The following is a 15,667-nucleotide window of genomic DNA, read 5'->3' as shown; positions in this document are numbered from 1 at the left end:
CTCAGGCGGCAGCCGCGGTCACGCCTTCCAGCGCATCCTCGATGGCGTCGCTGGCATTGTGCAGCGCCGCGAGCGTCGCGGCGTCGGGGGTCCAATATTGACGTTCGCTCGCCTCGATCAGGCGGTTCGCGACGCGCGCGGCGGCGCGCGGGTTGAGCCGCGTCAGGCGTTCGCGCATCTCTGCGTCGAGCACATAGGTTTCGCCGATCCGCTGATACACCCACGGATCGACCTCTCCGGTCGTTGCGGACCAGCCCATCGTGGTGGTCACGTGGCCCTCGATCTGGCGCACGCCTTCGTAACCGTGGCGCAGCATCGCCTCGGTCCACAAGGGATTGAGCATCCGCGTGCGGGTTTCGAGCGCGACCTGTTCCTGAAGGCTGCGCACCTTGCCCGCGCCTTGCGTCTGGTCGCCGATATAGACCGGGGCCGGGACGCCCTTGGCGCGCGTCACCGCGCGGCTGATCCCACCGAGCGCGTCGACATATTGATCGATCGTGGTGATGCCGAGTTCGACGCTCTCCAGATTCTGGTACGCGCAATCGACGGTCTTCAGCGCCGACGCGAGCAACGCAGCCTGGCGCACCGGCGTGCCCTTCACCCCGTAAGCGAACCCCTTTTGCCGTTCGAAGCTGTCGGCGAGTTCGTCGGGGTCGGACCAGCCGCCGTTGTCGATCATCAGATTGACGTTCGCGCCATAGGCTCCCTCGGCGTTGGAGAAGACGCGCAGCGCGGCGGTTTCGAGGTCGCAGCCGTGTTCGGCCTGGTGCGCCAGCGTATGTTTCCGGACGAAGTTACGCTCGACCGGTTCGTCGGCGCTGCTGGCGAGGAGCGCGGCTTCAGCCAGCATCCGCGTCTGGAGCGGCAACAGGTCGCGGAACACGCCGGACAGCGTGGCGATCACGTCGATCCGCGGGTGCGTCAGTTCGTCGAGCGGGATCAGTTCTGCCCCGGCAAGCCGCGCGTAACTGTCGAAGCGGGGCCTAGCGCCCATCAGCGCCATCGCCTGTGCGATCTGCGCGCCTTCGCTTTTCAGATTGTCGGTGCCCCACAGCACCATCGCGACCGTTTCGGGGAGATGGCCCGAATCCGCGACGCGGCGGTCGAGGAGGCGTTGCGCCTGTTCCGCACCGTCGCGCACCGCGAAAGCGGAGGGCAGGCGGAAGGGGTCGAAGCCGTGGATGTTGCGCCCGGTCGGCAGGATGTCGGGGGTGCGGAGCAGGTCGCCGCCCGCGACGGGGCGGATATACTGGCCCGACAGCGCGCGGACGATGCCGTCGAGTTCGCCGTTCTGCGCCAGCGCGGCGTTCAGCGCGGCCATGTCCTTCAGCAGCGGCGTCGTGGGTTTCAGCGCGCCGTCGACCAGCGCCTCGATCTGGTCGTGCGCGATCGGCTCGCCGCGTGCTTCGGCGGAGGCGGCGATCATGTCGACCCGCTCCTCGCGCGTTGTTGCTGCGCCCGCGATGTGCAGCCCTTGCGGGATCAGTTCGCGTTCGATCTCATAGAGTTTCGCGGCGAGCGCGGCGATATCGTCGCCGTTCAGGTCAAGCGCTTCCGCCTGTCCGTGTATGATCTCTTCGAGCGGCGCGATTTCCGTGCTTCCGGAATCGGCGACACGCCAGCGATCAACCGATCCCTTCAGGTTGGCGAGCCCCTTGTACACGCCCGAATTGGTCAGCGCAGGCGTCAGGTAGCTGACGAGCGTCGCGCCCGAACGCCGCTTGGCCAGCACGCCTTCGGAAGGATTGTTCGCAGCGTAGAGGTAGATGTTCGGCATCGTGCCGATCAGCCGGTCGGGCCAGCATTCGGCGGTCAGCCCAACCTGTTTGCCGGGCATGAATTCCAGACTGCCGTGGGTGCCGAAATGCAGCAGGGCGTGGGCGCGGAAATCCTCCCGCAGCCAACGGTAGAATGCGGCGAAGGCGTGGGTCGGGGCGAAGCGGCCCTCGAACAGCAGGCGCATCGGATCACCTTCGTAGCCGAGCGCGGGCTGGATGCCGATAAAGACGTTGCCGAATTGTGCGCCGTAGATGTGGACGCTGGTGCCGTCGGATTGCAGCTTGCCGGGGGCTGGCCCCCACGCCGCCTCGATCTCGTTCAGCCATGTTTCGCGCGCGACGATCGTGTCCGCGCCGATACGGGCATGGACGTTCGCCTCGCTGCCGTAACGCGCGGCGTTGCCGCCGAGGATCGCGCTGCGCAGCACATCGACGGATTCGGGGACGTCGACCGAGTAGCCTTCGCTCGCCAGCCGCTTGAGCGTGGCATGCAGCGATTCGAACACGCTCAGGAATTGCGCGGTGCCCGCTGCGCCCGCGTTGGGCGGGAAGTTGAACAGCACCACGCCGATGCGCTTTTCAGCATTTTCGACGCGGCGCAACTCGATCAGTTTCAGCACGCGGCCTGCGAGCATCTCGGCGCGCTCGCTGCACGCCTGCATCGCACGCACGCTGTCGGCGGCGGGGAAGGTGCAGCTGCGCGCGCAGCCGGTGCAGGCGTCGCCCGATCCGTCGGAGCGCCCGCCGAACACCATCGGTCCGCTCGCGCCGTCCAATTCGGGGATCGCGACCATCATCGTTGCTTCGAGCGGGAGCAGCCCCTGCCGGTTCGCGCCCCATGCCTGCAGCGTCTGGAATTCTACCGGATGCGCGGCGATATACGGGCGGTCGAGTTTGGCGAGAATTTCCTCCGCCGCGACCGCATCGTTGTACGCGGGTCCGCCGACGAGGCTGAACCCAGTCAGGTTCACCACTGCGTCGACAGTGGCGACGCCGTCCTTCATGAACAATTTGTCGATCGCTGGACGGCCGTCCAGCCCACCCGCGAACGCCGGAATCACGTCCAGCCCGCGCGCCTCCATCGCCGCGATCACGCCGTCGTAATGGCCTGCATCCTTGGCCAACACGTAGGAGCGTAGCATCAGTAGGCCCACGGTGCCTTTCGTGCCGCGGCGGACCGGCAGATCGGTGACGTGGTGCGCGATGCGAGCGACGATCGCGGGATGATAGACGCCGACATCGGGGTATTCGCGCGGGAGCTCGGCTTTCAGCGTACCGCGCAGCGCCCGGCGCGGGCCGTCGGCGTAGCGATCGACCAGCGCGCGGATCATGTCGACGACATTGTCGTCCGACGCCGCCAGCCAATATTGCATCGTCAGGAAATACGCCCGTACGTCCTGCGCGGTGCCGGGGACGAAGCGCAGCAGTTTGGGGAGCCGCCGCAGCACCGCCATCTGGCCCGCGCCCGAACTCGCCCCCGCCTTGTTCGTGCCGCGCAGTTTCTTGATCAGCGACAACAGCCCGGTCGCGGGCTTGTCCATGCGGTAGTCGCCCATGCGGGTCAGTTTCACGATGTCGGCGGCGGACATCAGGCCGATCATCGCGTCGCAGTATTCCTGCCGTTCGCGGAGTTGCGGGAGCACCGCACGGATGTGGTCCTCGAGGAACAGCATCGTCAGCAGGATGATGTCGCCGCGCGCGATATCGGTTTGCGCGGCGTCGAGTGCGGTGGGGTTGTCGGCCCAGTCGGACGCGGCGTGGAAGCCGATCGTGATCCCGGTGCCCGCGAACCGTTCCCGCGCCCGCCGCACCGCGCCCGACAGGTGATTGTCGAGCGTGATGATGACCACGCGGACGGGGGTGGCGACACTATCGGGCATAATGCGCCTTCGCGTCATAAAGGGTGGCCAGCGTGATCGCAGGCAGGCCCTGTTCGGTCGCGTAGCGTTCGGTGTTCCGGCGCGCCTTGCCGCGGACGAAGAACGGGATTTTCAGCAGTTCGCGTTCGGCTTCGGGGGTCCAGCCGCCGGGTTCTGCGACGGCGACTACAGGTTCAACGGCAACCGCTTCGGGAGCTTTCGTCGCGTGCCCAAGATGGCTTGCCCCCGCATGATCCGAAAACTCGAAATCATCGCGGAACATGGTGAGGAGGTGTTCCTCCAGCCCCATGACGAGCGGGTGGACCCAGGTGTCGAACAGCACGTTCGCGCCTTCGAAGCCCATCTGCGGCGAATGGCGCGCGGGGAAATCCTGCACGTGGACGGGGGCGGAGATGACCGCGCAGGGGACGCCTAGCCGCTTGGCGATGTGGCGTTCCATCTGTGTGCCGAGCACCAGTTCAGGCTGGAGTGCGGCGATCGCGGCTTCGACCTCGAGATAATCGTCGGTGATGAGCGGTTCGACGCCGTACTGCGCCGCCGCGACTTTTAGTTCTCGCGCAAATTCGCGATTGTAGCAGCCGAGGCCGATCACCTCGAACCCCAGTTCGTCGCGCGCGACGCGAGCGGCGGCGATGGCGTGGGTCGCGTCGCCGAACACTAACACGCGCTTGCCGGTCAGGTACGTCGAATCGACCGAGCGGCTCCACCACGGCAGGTTCGACGTATCGAGCGCCGCGGCGGGATCGACGCCCGCAAGTGCGGCGACCTCGGCGATGAAGTCGCGCGTCGCGGCGTGGCCGATCGGCACGGTGCGGACGGCTTTCTGGCCGAAGGTCTTATCGAGCCAGCGGCAGGCGGTGTCGGCGATTTCCGGGTAGAGGCAGATGTTGAAATCGGCATCGCCAAGGCGGGCGAGGTCGGCGGGGGTCGCGCCGAGCGGGGCGACGACGTTCACGTCTACGCCTAGCGTTTCGAGCAAGCGGCGAATCTCGACCACGTCGTCGCGGTGACGAAAGCCGAGCGCGGTCGGACCGAGGATGTTCGCGCGGGGGCGGCGGTCTTCGCGCGGCGTCGTTACAGCCGTCGTGTCGGCCAGCCGACGCACCAGTTGGTAGAAGGTCTCGCTCGCGCCCCAATTCTCCTTTCGCTGATAACTTGGCAGTTCGAGCGCGATCACCGGGCAGGGCAGCGCCATGGCCTGCGCGAGGCCTGCGGGATCGTCCTGGATCAGTTCGGCGGTGCATGATGCACCGACCAGCATCGCCTGCGGGCGGAAGCGGTCATAGGCGTCGCGAGCGGCGCGCTGGAAGAGTTCGGCGGTGTCTTTGCCCAGATCGCGTGCCTGGAAGGTGGTGTAGGTGACCGGGGGGCGCTTGCCGCGGCGCTCGATCATCGTGAACAACAGGTCGGCGTAGGTGTCGCCCTGCGGCGCGTGGAGCACGTAATGCACGCCCTCCATCGCGGTCGCGATCCGCATCGCGCCGACATGGGGTGGTCCCTCATAGGTCCAGACGGTCAGCTTCATCGCCTTAGACCCTCAGCACGTCGCGCCGCCGCAGCGGTCGCGCGAAGAGTTCGGCGAGATCGCCGGCCTGATCGAAGCCGTGGATCGGCGAGAAGACCAGTTCGATTGCCCATTTCGTCGTCAGCCCCTCGCGCTCCAGCGGGTTGGCGAGGCCGAGCCCGCAGACGGTCAGGTCGGGCCGGTCGGCGCGGACACGATCGAGCTGGCGATCGACATCCTGCCCTTCGCTGATGATCGTCGCTTCGGGCAACAGCGCGAGGTCGCCTGCGAGATGGCGGCGGTGGAGATAGGGGGTGCCGACCTCGACTGGGATCATCCCGAGTTCGTTCGACAGGAAGCGCGCGAGCGGGATTTCGAGCTGCGAATCGGGCAGGAAGGTAATGCGCTTGCCTTCGAGACGTTCGCGCGAATGCTCGATCGCGCGCTTGGCGCGTTCGCGGCCCGGCGCGACGGTGCGGCGGAAATGCATCTCGTCGACGCCGAACGCCTGCGCCGCGGCGTGGAGCCAGGCGGTCGTGCCCTCCGCCCCGAACGGGAACAGCGCATCGAGCCGCTGCGCGCCGCGGTCTTCCAGCGCGCGCGCGGTTTCGCCAAGGAACGGCTGCGCGAGCAGGAAACGCGTGTTCGCGCCGACCGGCGGCATCGCATCGGCGCGGCGTGCGGGGAGGCAATGGACCGGACCGATGCCGAGTTCGGCGAACAGACGCAGGAACTGGTCCTCGACCACATCGGGCAGCGCGCCGACGATCATCAAGGCGGGCGCGTCGCTGGTGTCGGCGGCGAGCGTCGGGACCAGGCTGGCGAGGCACGCATCCTCGCCCTCGGTGAAGGTCGTCTCGATGCCGCTGCCCGAATAATTGAGGATGCGCACCGCATCGTGTTTCGCCGACAGCCGTGTGGCGGCGCGCGACAGGTCGAGCTTGATGACCTCCGACGGGCACGATCCGACGAGGAACAGCATCCTGATCTCGGGCCGCCGGTCCAGCAGCCGGTCGACGACGCGGTTGAGTTCTTCGTTGCAATCTGCGAGGCCCGCCAGATCGCGTTCCTCGATGATCGCGGTGGCGAAGCGCGGTTCGGCGAAGATCATCACCCCGGCGGCGGATTGCAGCAGATGAGCACAGGTGCGAGAGCCCACGACCAGGAAGAAGGCGTCCTGCACCTTCCGATGCAGCCACACGATCCCGGTCAGGCCGCAGAATACCTCACGCTGGCCGCGCTCCCGCAGGATTGGCCGGCAATCGGCCCCTGCGACGGGCAGCGCCGCGGTCATGCGACCGCCGCCATCGATGGCGTGGACTGGGACGGGGGCTGGGACGCGGATTGCAGCCGCGCCGCGCGCAGCTTCAGCACGAACTGCCCGGCGTTGATCGCATACGCGGCGTAGGCGACGAGCGCGAGGAGCATCCGCGCGCGCTCGGTGCCCAGGTCACCGATCAGCATGACCAGATAGGCGGTGTGCAGCGCCAACACCGCCATGCTGAACACGTCCTCCCAGAAGAAGGCCGGGGCGAACAGCCATTTGCCGAACACCACCTTTTCCCAGATCGAGCCGGTGATCATGATGGTGTAGAGCGTCAGCGTCTTGACCACGATCGACACGGTCGCCGCGGTCGCGCCGTCGCCGGTCGACAGGTAGCGCAGCACCAGCACGAAACTGATCAGGAAAACCGCAAACTGGAACGGCGCGAGAATGCCCTGCACCAGCGTCCAGCGGGTCGCATCGCGGCGGGCGCGTTGTTCGGGCGTGTAGAGCGGCGCGGCGGTGTGCCGCTGTGTCGTGCCGGGGGTGTGATGCATGTTCCGCATCGCGCTCCGTCCGCCTCCCTCTATACTGTCGCGATGGTAGAACCACCGGGCGGCAAGTGTCAATTACACCTGACGTAAAGAAAGGTGGACAGTAAGCGGAGCAATCGTTTCGGCGTGCATTGTAATATGGCCGCAATGGGCATAGCATCCCGAGTCGCCGGGGCAGCCAAAGATGGTATCTCCGACTGTGCGTAGCAAACCGGGTCAGGAGAACCGGGTATGGCATTCACGTTCGACAGCAGGCAGGCCGCGCCTGATTTCGTCCCTCGCGACCGCTCCTACGCCCTCCGCCGAAAGCCGGGATCTCCTCCTATCCAATCCCCGTCCGAACGACTGCGCGACCCGGTGCGATCCGCCCGTTCGCTGTCGCAGTTGATCGAGTGCGAGATCATTCCGCGATTGATGGTGGCCCATGTCGCGCCCGTGATCGATCATCCCCCGGCAGACCCCGCCGACGTCATCGCGTTGGCCGATCTTGCGCTTCAGGTGGAGGCCGACGAGCTTCTGTCGCGCGCCGAATCGCTGCTGGCGGACGGCATGACGGTGGAGGGGCTGATGGTCGACTTGCTCGGCCCCGCGGCGCGGACGCTGGGCGAATATTGGGAATCCGACCGCTGCGATTTCGTCGACGTGACGATGGGGCTGTGGCGGCTGCAGGAGGTGGTCCACGAACTGGGCGTGCGACAGCCGGGGGCGCGGCATCTGCCGACGCGCCGCGCGCTGTTCGCGCCGATGCCGGGCGACCAGCACGGCTTCGGCACTTTGGTGCTGGCCGAAGTGTTCACGCGCGGGGGCTGGTCGGTCGAGCGCGCAGGCGATGCGTCGACCCGTTCGCTGATGGCGACGGCGGCCGGCGAATGGTTCGATCTGGTCGGATTGACGGTCAGTTGCGACTGTCATACGGCCACGCTGCCGTCGGTCATCTCGGGCTTGCGCGGCGTTTCCCACAATCCCGCGGTGCGCGTGATGGTGGGCGGACGCGTGTTCGCGGACAATCCGGCGCTGGCCACGACGGTCGGCGCGGACGGGACCGCGAACGACGCCCGGGAGGCGCTGTTGGTGGCCGCCGCGCTCGTCGCGCCGGCCGACACGATGATCGACCGGGGGACATCATCCCGCGGCTGAAACGAAAGGTGCGTGCGCGTCACGGCTGGCCGGATGAACAAGCTTCACGCCCTTATCGGCCCGATGGGCTTTGACGAACCGGCGCGGTCGCCCGGTGCGCTGAGCGCGGAGAACGCGGCGGCGATCCTGGCCGCGGTCGGCGATGTGTCGCTGGTGCTCGCGCCTGACGGTACGATCCTCGACCTGTCGGTATCATCGAAAGATCTGGCGCAACATGGTCTCAACACGTGGCGCGGCAGGGCGTGGGTGGACACGGTCACGGTCGAAAGCCGCCTCAAGGTCGAGGAGATGCTGCGCGGCGGTGGGGACGGTGCGCGCTGGCGGCAGGTGAACCATCCGACCGCGAATGGGGAAATCGCCGTGCGCTGGCTCGCGATGCCGCTTGGCGGTGACGGCCGGTTGATCGCGATCGGGCAAGATTTGCGGACGCAGGCCGCAGCGCAACAGCGTCTGCTCCAGACGCAACAGGCGCTGGAGCGCGACTATATCCGGTTGCGGCAGGCCGAAGCGCGCTACCGGATGCTGTTCGACGAGGGATCCGAACCGGTGCTGATCGTCGATGCCGGGACGCGCCGCATTCGCGAGGCGAACCCGGCGGCGCACGCCTTGCTGGGCGTCGCGGCGGGGTCGCTGTCCAATCAACCCGCCAGCGCCTTGTTCGAGGCGGCTGACCGCGAGACGCTGATCGCCTATTTCGGCGCGGCGGAGGCGGCCGATGCCGCGCCGCCCGCGACGTTGCGGCTGGTGCGCAGCCGTGGGACGGCGCGGGTGTTCGCGCGACTGTTCCGACAGGCGCGCGCGGTGCTGTTGCTGGTGCGGATCGCGCCGTTGATCGAGGATTCGGGCGGCGTTCGGCATGAGGCGCGGCTGGACGAACTGGTCGAGCGGATGCCCGATGCGTTCGTGATGACCGATGCGAACCTGTCGATCCTGACCGCGAACGCGGCGTTCCTGGAACTGACCGAAGCAGCCAGCGCGGACCGCGTCGACGGCGCGCCGCTATCACGATGGCTGGGACGCGCGGGCATAGATCTGGAATTGATGATGGGACAGTTGCGCGATCACGGCGTCGTGCGCAACGTGTCGACGATCCTGCGTGGCGATACCGGCGGGCAGGAAGAGGTGGAGGTGTCCGCGGTCGCCGCACCCGACGGCGATTCGACCTGCTACGGCTTCACCATACGCAGCGTGGGGCGACGGCTGCGCAGCGTGCCCGATCCGGTGCGCGACCTGCCCCGATCGGTCGAACAACTGACCGAGCTGGTCGGACGAATGAGCCTGAAGGACATCGTCCGCGAATCGACCGACCTGATCGAACGGCTGTGTATCGAGGCGGCGCTCGCCTATACCGACGACAACCGCGCGTCGGCGGCCGAAATCCTGGGTCTCAGTCGGCAGAGCCTGTATTCCAAGCTGCACCGGCACGGCCTTGGCAGCCTCGTTTCGGGTGATGACGCGAGTTAACGTCAATTCCGTTTGACGCGTCAAAGTGTCAGGCATAGCCTCGGCATATGGCTCGATTGACCGCGATGCCCGCCCATTTCGCCCGCATTCCCGCGGCGCGCGATGTCGTCGAGTTACTGAAGCCGATCACATGGTTTCCGCCGATGTGGGCGTTCGGCTGCGGCGTCGTGTCGTCGGGCGTGCCGGTCGCCGAGCGGTGGCCATTCCTGATTGCGGGCGTGCTGCTGACCGGGCCGCTGGTATGCGGGACGAGCCAGGCGGTGAACGACTGGTTCGACCGTCACGTCGATGCGATCAACGAGCCGAACCGTCCGATCCCGTCGGGACGGATCGCCGGTCGCTGGGGATTGGTGATCGCGTGCATCGGCACGTTGCTGTCGCTGATCGTCGCGGCCTTGGCCGGGCCATGGGTGCTGGCGGTGACCGCGCTCGGGCTGGTGTGCGCCTGGGCCTATAGCGCGCCGCCGCTGCGGTTGAAGGCGAGCGGCCTGTGGGGTCCGGCGGTCGTCGCGCTCACCTATGAAGGGCTGACGTGGTTCACCGGCGCGGCGGTGATGGCGGGGGCGTTGCCTGGCGGCGCGGTGCTGACGGTGCTGCTGTTGTACAGCTTCGGTGCGCATGGGATCATGACGCTGAACGACTTCAAGGCGGTGGAGGGGGACCGCGCGACCGGCGTGCGGTCGTTGCCCGCAGTGCTGGGGATAGATCGGGCGGCGCGGATCGCGTGTCTGGTGATGGCGTTGCCGCAGATGATAGTGGTCGCCTTGCTTTGGCAGTGGGATCATCAAATCGCTGCGGCGGTGGTGGCGTTGTCGCTGGCCGGGCAGGTCGGGCTGATGCTGCGGCTGCTGCGCGATCCGGTGAAGCATACGCCGTGGTATAATGCGACGGGCACGACGCTGTACGTGCTCGGGATGCTGGCGGCGGCGTTCGGGCTGGGGTCTGCGGCGTGACGGGGCTGGGTTGGGGGTCGATCGTCCGGCTGGGCCTGGTGCAGGCCGCGATCGGCGCGCAGGTGATGCTGGCGACGTCGCTGCTCAACCGCGTGATGGTCGTCGAATATGCGCTGCCTGCCGCGCTGCCCGCCGGACTGGTGGCGTGGCACTACGCGGTGCAACTGTCGCGTCCGGCGTGGGGTCACGGATCGGATCGCGGGCGGCGGCGGACGCCGTGGATCATTGGCGGCATGGCGCTGCTGGCGATGGCGACAGTGGCGGCGGTCGGGAGCTTGCCGCTGATCGCGGGCGGCGCGGTCGCCGGATATCTTTTCGCGGCGCTGGCGTTCGCGGGGATCGGCGCGGGCGTCGGCGCGGCGGGAACGTCGTTGCTGGCATTGCTGGCGTCACGGGTCGCGCCAGAACGGCGCGCGGCGGCGGCGGCGATCACCTGGATCATGATGGTGGCCGGGATCGTCGTGACCTCTGGCGTTGCGGGGTCGCTGATCGATCCATTCTCGCTCGCGCGGCTGGCGGCGGTGACGGCGGGGGTTGCGGGGACGGCGTTCGTGGTGGCGACCGTGGCGGTGCTGGGAGTAGAGCGTGGGCGTGTGTTGGCCGACGCGCCGCCCCCGAGCGAGGATTTTCCGACCGCGGTGCGTACGATGTGGGCCGATCGCGACGCGCGGCGCTTCACCCTGTTCGTGTTCGTCGCGATGCTGGCATATTCGATGCAGGACATGATTCTGGAGCCGTTCGCGGGGTTGGTGTTCGCGTATTCGCCGGGCGAATCGACGCGGCTGGCGGGGATACAGCATGGCGGTGTGCTGGCGGGGATGATCCTGGCCGGGGTCGGCGGCAACGCGTTTCGCGGGCGCGACGCGACGGGACTCGGGCGCTGGATCGTCGGCGGATGCGCGGGATCGGCGTTGGCGCTGATGGGGCTGGCGATCGCGGCGCGGGTGGGCGCGGGCTGGCCGATCGCGGCGAACGTCGCCGCCCTGGGGTTTGCGAACGGCGTGTTCGCGGTGTCCGCGATCGGGGCGATGATGGCGCTGGCGGGGGCGGGCGGCGTCGGTCGCGAAGGCATCCGCATGGGCGTGTGGGGTGCAGCGCAGGCGATCGCGTTCGGCACCGGCGGGCTGGTCGGCGCGGTGGCGGTCGACGTGATGCGCCGGGCGACGGGGGCGGATGCGGCCGCCTTTACCCTGGTGTTCGCGTGCGAGGGCGGGTTGTTCATCGTCGCGGCGTTGTTGTCGGTCCACGCGCGGCGGTCGCGCCGGGAGCCGCTGATCGCGGTCGCGGCATGAGCGAAGTGTTCGACGTCGTCGTGGTCGGCGGCGGTCCGGCAGGGGCAACCGCGGCGACCGAACTGGCGCGCGCCGGGCGCGATGTCTTGCTGCTCGACCGCGCGGGACGGATCAAGCCGTGCGGCGGCGCGATCCCGCCGCGGCTGATCGAGGACTTTGCGATTCCCGATCACCTGCTGGTGGCGAAGGCGCGTTCGGCGCGGATGGTCGCACCGTCTGACAAGCGCGTCGACATGCCGGTCGGCGACGGCTTCGTCGGACTGGTCGACCGCGCCGCATTCGACGAATGGCTGCGCGCGCGTGCCGCAATGGCGGGCGCGACGCGCCGGACGGGGACGTTCCTGCGCCTCGATCGCGATGCCGGTGGCGGCGCGGTGGTCGTCTATCGCGAAACGCGCGACGGTCCCGAGGAGCGCGTCGGCGCGCGCGCGGTGATCGGCGCGGACGGCGCGCGATCCGGCGTGGCTCGCGGGGCGATCCCTGGCGCGGACCGCGTGCCGTGCGTCTTCGCCTATCACGAGGTGATCCGGTCGCCCGCGGGCGAGCCGAGCGATGCGTTCGATCCGGCGCGGTGCGACGTTTATTATCAAGCCGATCTTTCGCCTGACTTTTACGCATGGATATTTCCGCACGGCGACACTGCAAGCGTCGGGGTGGGCAGCGCCGACAAGGGTTTTGCCTTACGCGAATCGGTCGGCAGATTACGCGCGAGCAGCGGCCTTGCGAATTGCGAGACGGTGCGGCGCGAAGGCGCGCCGATCCCGCTGAAGCCGCTGAAACGCTGGGACAACGGCCGTGACATCATCGTCGTCGGCGACGCGGCGGGGGTGGTCGCCCCCGCATCGGGCGAGGGCATCTATTATGCGATGGCCAGCGCGGTGTGCGTCGCCGATGCGGTGCAGGAAATGCTGGCTACGGGAAAGGCGCGGGCATTGCGGAAGGCGCGGCGGCGTTTCCTCGGCGCGCATGGGCGCGTGTTCTGGATTCTCGGCGTGATGCAATATTTCTGGTATTCAAGCGACAAACGGCGTGAGCGCTTCGTCGCGATGTGCGCCGATCCCGATGTCCAGATGCTGACGTGGGAAGCCTATATGAACAAGCGATTGGTGCGCGCGCGGCCGATCGCGCACGCGCGCATCTTCTGGAAAGACATGCGGCATCTGCTGGGCTCGGCGGCGTGATCGTGGCGGGACGTGCGTCGCTATTGCCGATCGCGGTCGCGGCAGGGGCGGCGGTGATGGTCGCCGCGGTCGGCGCGACGATCACCGATACAGGGCCGTGGTATCATAGCCTGGTCCAGCCGCGCTGGGCGCCGCCCGACGCGCTGTATGCGGTGGCGTGGACCGCGATCTTTTCGCTTACCGCGCTGGCCAGCATCACCGCCTGGCGCGCGATGCCGACCGCGCGTGAGGGCGACTGGCTGGTCGGCCTATTCGCGCTCAACGGCTTCCTCAACATCATGTGGAGCCTGTTGTTCTTCCGGTTGCACCGGCCCGACTGGGCGATGATCGAGGCGGTTTTCCTGTGGTGTTCGGTGCTGGCGCTGATCGTCTACAGCTTTCGCCGGTCGATGTTCGCCGTGGCGCTGCTGGTGCCATACCTGTGCTGGGTCACGTTCGCGGGGTATCTGACGATGGCGATCGTGCGGTCGAATGGGCCGTTCGGCTGACGTTTTTGCGCGATCATCTGGCGGACGTGGTGCTTGCGGTGCTCGCGATCGAGTTCGTGTGGCTCGTCACGCGCGGCGGCTGGCCGGCGCGAGACGCGGCGCTCCGGCTAGGACCGGCGGTGCTGATGATGCTTGCGTTGCGTGCAGCGCTGACCGGCGTGGCGTGGCAGTGGGTGGCGCTGCTGCTAGCGCTATCGTTCCCGATCCATCTGGCGGACCTGCGTCGGCGTTGAATCGACGCAGGTTGTCGGCTCAATTGGGCGCGGTAAGATAGGCGATGACGTCGGCGCGCTTCTGTGGATCGGGAATGCCGGCGAACGCCATCTTGGTGCCCGGCACGACGCGCTGCGGATTTTCGAGATACTGGAACAGCTTTTCGGGCGTCCAAGTAATCCCGCTGTTATGGTTGGCGGGCGAATAGGTGAACGTCGCAATGCTGCTGGCCTTGCGCCCGACGATCCCGGCCAGCGACGGCCCGATCTTGTTCACGCCCGGCGTCACCTCGTGGCAAGTCTTGCACTGGATGAAGACGGTTTTGCCGGACGCGGCATTGCCGGTGAAGTCGGCGAATTTCGCGCCGCTGACGGTATCGGTATTGGCCGCCGCGGGCGCTGCCGCGGCTGGCGCGGCAGCGGGTGCTGCGGCAGCGGTGTTCGTCGCCTCGGTGGTGGTCGTCGTAGTCGTGGTAGTCGATTGTTCGGGCTGTTTCGAACATGCGGCGAGCGTAAGCGCCGTTACGGCGCCGCCCAGCATGAGTGCGCCAAACCGATTCAACGAACGCGTCGCCATGAACCTCTCCTGACTTTTAACCTGTCGCGGACAATGGACACCATTCGGCGTCATTTGTCCAAGGGGCATTACGCTGTCGAAACCAAAGAGTTCCGTCGGGTCATTGACGCAGCGCTGCAGCGGGCTGCGCGGCGTAATAAGCGGCGACCGCATCGATCGCGCGATCGTCGAGCCGGTGCGCGACCGTCGCCATCGGGTCGTCCGCGCTGGCCGCTTCGGTGCGGAACTGCCGCATCCGCGCGGCGAGATATCCCGCGTGTTGCCCTGCGATATGCGGATAGCCCGCGGGTGAAGCGTCGGGCACGCCGTGACAGTTCGAACAAGCGTCGGTCCGGCGGTTATCGAGACCTGCGCGCGCGATCCGTTCGGCCAGCGCCAGTTGACTGGGCGACGCGCGCGACGGTGTGGGCGCGCGGCGGGCCTGAGCGGTGTAGTAATCCGCCAGCGCATCGATCCGCGCTGACGACAGTTGCGCAGCGACTGGGAACATGAAGCCGCTATGCCGCTTGCCGCTGGCGAATTCGAGCAAGGCGCGGCGGAAATAGCGCCGGTCCAGCATGGTGATGTCGGGAACCAGCCCGCCGGTCCGCGCGCGCCCGTTGCCGGTGTGGCAGCGCGAGCAATAACCGGTAACATCGCTGCGCAAAGCGAGGTCGTCCAGCCCGATCGCAGGCGCGGTACGGCGGTAGTTCGCGGGCGCAAGCTCGTCGCGGCCGTTGGCGAGATAGCGGCGGCCGGAGCCGCTATGGTCGTCGGGCGGCAGGATCACCGGGGGCAAGGTGTCGGCGTCGCCGTAGGCCAGCTTGCGATACGCCGCCGGAGTCATCCGCGGCAGCGTGCGGACGAACGCGACCAGCGACCACACTTCATCGTCGCGGTGCTGGCTGGGGAAAGCGGGCATCGCGCTCATATTCACGCCGTGCTTGATGATGCGGAACAGCTCGCGGTCGCTGAACTGGCCGGCGACGGCGGGCAGATACTGCGGTCGTGGTCGCATCGCCAGCACGATCGGGGTCTGCCCGAAGCCCGGCGCGCCGTGGCAATGCGCGCAGGCGGTGCCGTAGTATCCCGCGCCCTTCACGATCATCGACGGACTGGCCAGGGTCGCGGGTGGCGCGGGCATCTGATCCGCATGGTGATCGGTCGAGCGCAGGAATGCGCCGTGGACCAATGCGGCGAATCCCGCGGGATCGGCGGTGGTGGCGGCGAAACTGAATACGCCCGACACGGCGACCAGTGCGGCGATAGCCAGCGCGAGGATCGCGGCAACCGCGAGCGGGCCGAGCCACTGCGCCGGTCTGCGGGGAAATAGCGATACCAGTGGGATGCCGCGCAGCCACTTCATCCCGTCGTCGCCGCGCGCGTCATCGACGCAATACGATC

At 67.7% G+C, this 15,667-nt stretch carries 13 protein-coding genes; 7 read left to right on the top strand and 6 right to left on the bottom strand.

From position 1 onward, the window contains the following. Position 1: 1 nt before the first annotated feature. The 4 genes from M0208_RS09955 to bchF are packed head-to-tail and all read right to left on the bottom strand — an operon-like array spanning position 2 to position 6,992. Positions 2-3,658, bottom strand: coding sequence for a magnesium chelatase subunit H (locus M0208_RS09955; RefSeq protein WP_258891549.1), 3,657 nt, complete (start codon positions 3,656-3,658; stop codon positions 2-4). Next, a complete protein-coding gene (gene bchB, locus M0208_RS09950; protein ID WP_258891548.1) occupies positions 3,648-5,183 on the bottom strand; it encodes a ferredoxin:protochlorophyllide reductase (ATP-dependent) subunit B in 1,536 nt (511 codons plus the stop codon). The genes M0208_RS09955 and bchB overlap by 11 nt, the downstream gene beginning before the upstream one ends. Before the next feature lie 4 nt (positions 5,184-5,187). Next, on the bottom strand, positions 5,188-6,456 hold the full coding sequence (locus M0208_RS09945) for a ferredoxin:protochlorophyllide reductase (ATP-dependent) subunit N (RefSeq protein WP_258891547.1): 1,269 nt from the start codon (positions 6,454-6,456) through the stop codon (positions 5,188-5,190). Further along, the gene (bchF, locus tag M0208_RS09940; RefSeq protein WP_258891546.1) at positions 6,453-6,992 is read right to left on the bottom strand and encodes a 2-vinyl bacteriochlorophyllide hydratase; all 540 of its coding nucleotides are present in this window, start codon (positions 6,990-6,992) and stop codon (positions 6,453-6,455) included. The genes M0208_RS09945 and bchF overlap by 4 nt, the downstream gene beginning before the upstream one ends. A 345-nt stretch (positions 6,993-7,337) precedes the next feature. Between bchF and M0208_RS09935 the strand changes: the two genes are divergently transcribed. Genes M0208_RS09935 through M0208_RS09905 form a run of 7 tightly spaced genes read left to right on the top strand, consistent with a single transcriptional unit; the run spans position 7,338 to position 13,728 of the window. Further along, entirely contained in the window at positions 7,338-8,117 is a 780-nt protein-coding gene (locus M0208_RS09935) for a B12-binding domain-containing protein (protein WP_258891545.1), read from the top strand. A 33-nt stretch (positions 8,118-8,150) separates the two neighbouring features. Then, on the top strand, positions 8,151-9,581 hold the full coding sequence (gene ppsR, locus M0208_RS09930) for a transcriptional regulator PpsR (protein ID WP_258891544.1): 1,431 nt from the start codon (positions 8,151-8,153) through the stop codon (positions 9,579-9,581). A 47-nt stretch (positions 9,582-9,628) separates the two neighbouring features. Then, entirely contained in the window at positions 9,629-10,534 is a 906-nt protein-coding gene (chlG, locus tag M0208_RS09925; protein WP_258891543.1) for a chlorophyll synthase ChlG, read from the top strand. Beyond that, on the top strand, positions 10,531-11,826 hold the full coding sequence (locus M0208_RS09920; protein ID WP_258891542.1) for a BCD family MFS transporter: 1,296 nt from the start codon (positions 10,531-10,533) through the stop codon (positions 11,824-11,826). Before chlG ends, M0208_RS09920 begins: the two co-directional genes overlap by 4 nt. Further along, on the top strand, positions 11,823-13,007 hold the full coding sequence (locus M0208_RS09915; RefSeq protein ID WP_258891541.1) for a geranylgeranyl diphosphate reductase: 1,185 nt from the start codon (positions 11,823-11,825) through the stop codon (positions 13,005-13,007). Before M0208_RS09920 ends, M0208_RS09915 begins: the two co-directional genes overlap by 4 nt. Next, positions 13,004-13,495, top strand: a complete 492-nt coding sequence (locus M0208_RS09910) for a TspO/MBR family protein (protein WP_309546999.1) — start codon at positions 13,004-13,006, stop codon at positions 13,493-13,495. The genes M0208_RS09915 and M0208_RS09910 overlap by 4 nt, the downstream gene beginning before the upstream one ends. 5 nt (positions 13,496-13,500) lie before the next feature. Beyond that, positions 13,501-13,728, top strand: a complete 228-nt coding sequence (locus M0208_RS09905; RefSeq protein WP_258891540.1) for a hypothetical protein — start codon at positions 13,501-13,503, stop codon at positions 13,726-13,728. Between the two features lie 19 nt (positions 13,729-13,747). Here the strand turns inward: M0208_RS09905 and M0208_RS09900 are convergent, their stop codons facing one another. Both M0208_RS09900 and M0208_RS09895 read right to left on the bottom strand, forming a co-directional pair. Then, on the bottom strand, positions 13,748-14,437 hold the full coding sequence (locus M0208_RS09900) for a cytochrome c family protein (protein ID WP_309546998.1): 690 nt from the start codon (positions 14,435-14,437) through the stop codon (positions 13,748-13,750). Further along, complete coding sequence (locus M0208_RS09895; protein ID WP_258891539.1) at positions 14,385-15,629, bottom strand: c-type cytochrome; 1,245 nt, start codon at positions 15,627-15,629, stop codon at positions 14,385-14,387. The genes M0208_RS09900 and M0208_RS09895 overlap by 53 nt, the downstream gene beginning before the upstream one ends. Positions 15,630-15,667: the final 38 nt, after the last annotated feature.

This window comes from Sphingomonas sp. SUN019 (genome assembly GCF_024758705.1).
Taxonomy (GTDB): Bacteria; Pseudomonadota; Alphaproteobacteria; order Sphingomonadales; family Sphingomonadaceae; genus Sphingomonas.
The sequence above is the reverse complement of the archived record's forward strand: the minus strand, read 5'-3'. Positions and strand labels throughout refer to the sequence as shown.

Coding starts and splice junctions, on each gene's coding strand:
- M0208_RS09955 (WP_258891549.1), bottom strand. CDS start 3,658: ATGCCCGATAGTGTCGCCACCCCCGTCCGCGTGGTCATCATCACGCTC.
- bchB (WP_258891548.1), bottom strand. CDS start 5,183: ATGAAGCTGACCGTCTGGACCTATGAGGGACCACCCCATGTCGGCGCG.
- M0208_RS09945 (WP_258891547.1), bottom strand. CDS start 6,456: ATGACCGCGGCGCTGCCCGTCGCAGGGGCCGATTGCCGGCCAATCCTG.
- bchF (WP_258891546.1), bottom strand. CDS start 6,992: ATGCGGAACATGCATCACACCCCCGGCACGACACAGCGGCACACCGCC.
- ppsR (WP_258891544.1), top strand. CDS start 8,151: ATGAACAAGCTTCACGCCCTTATCGGCCCGATGGGCTTTGACGAACCG.
- chlG (WP_258891543.1), top strand. CDS start 9,629: ATGGCTCGATTGACCGCGATGCCCGCCCATTTCGCCCGCATTCCCGCG.
- M0208_RS09915 (WP_258891541.1), top strand. CDS start 11,823: ATGAGCGAAGTGTTCGACGTCGTCGTGGTCGGCGGCGGTCCGGCAGGG.
- M0208_RS09900 (WP_309546998.1), bottom strand. CDS start 14,437: ATGCGGTCGCCGCTTATTACGCCGCGCAGCCCGCTGCAGCGCTGCGTC.
- M0208_RS09895 (WP_258891539.1), bottom strand. CDS start 15,629: ATGAAGTGGCTGCGCGGCATCCCACTGGTATCGCTATTTCCCCGCAGA.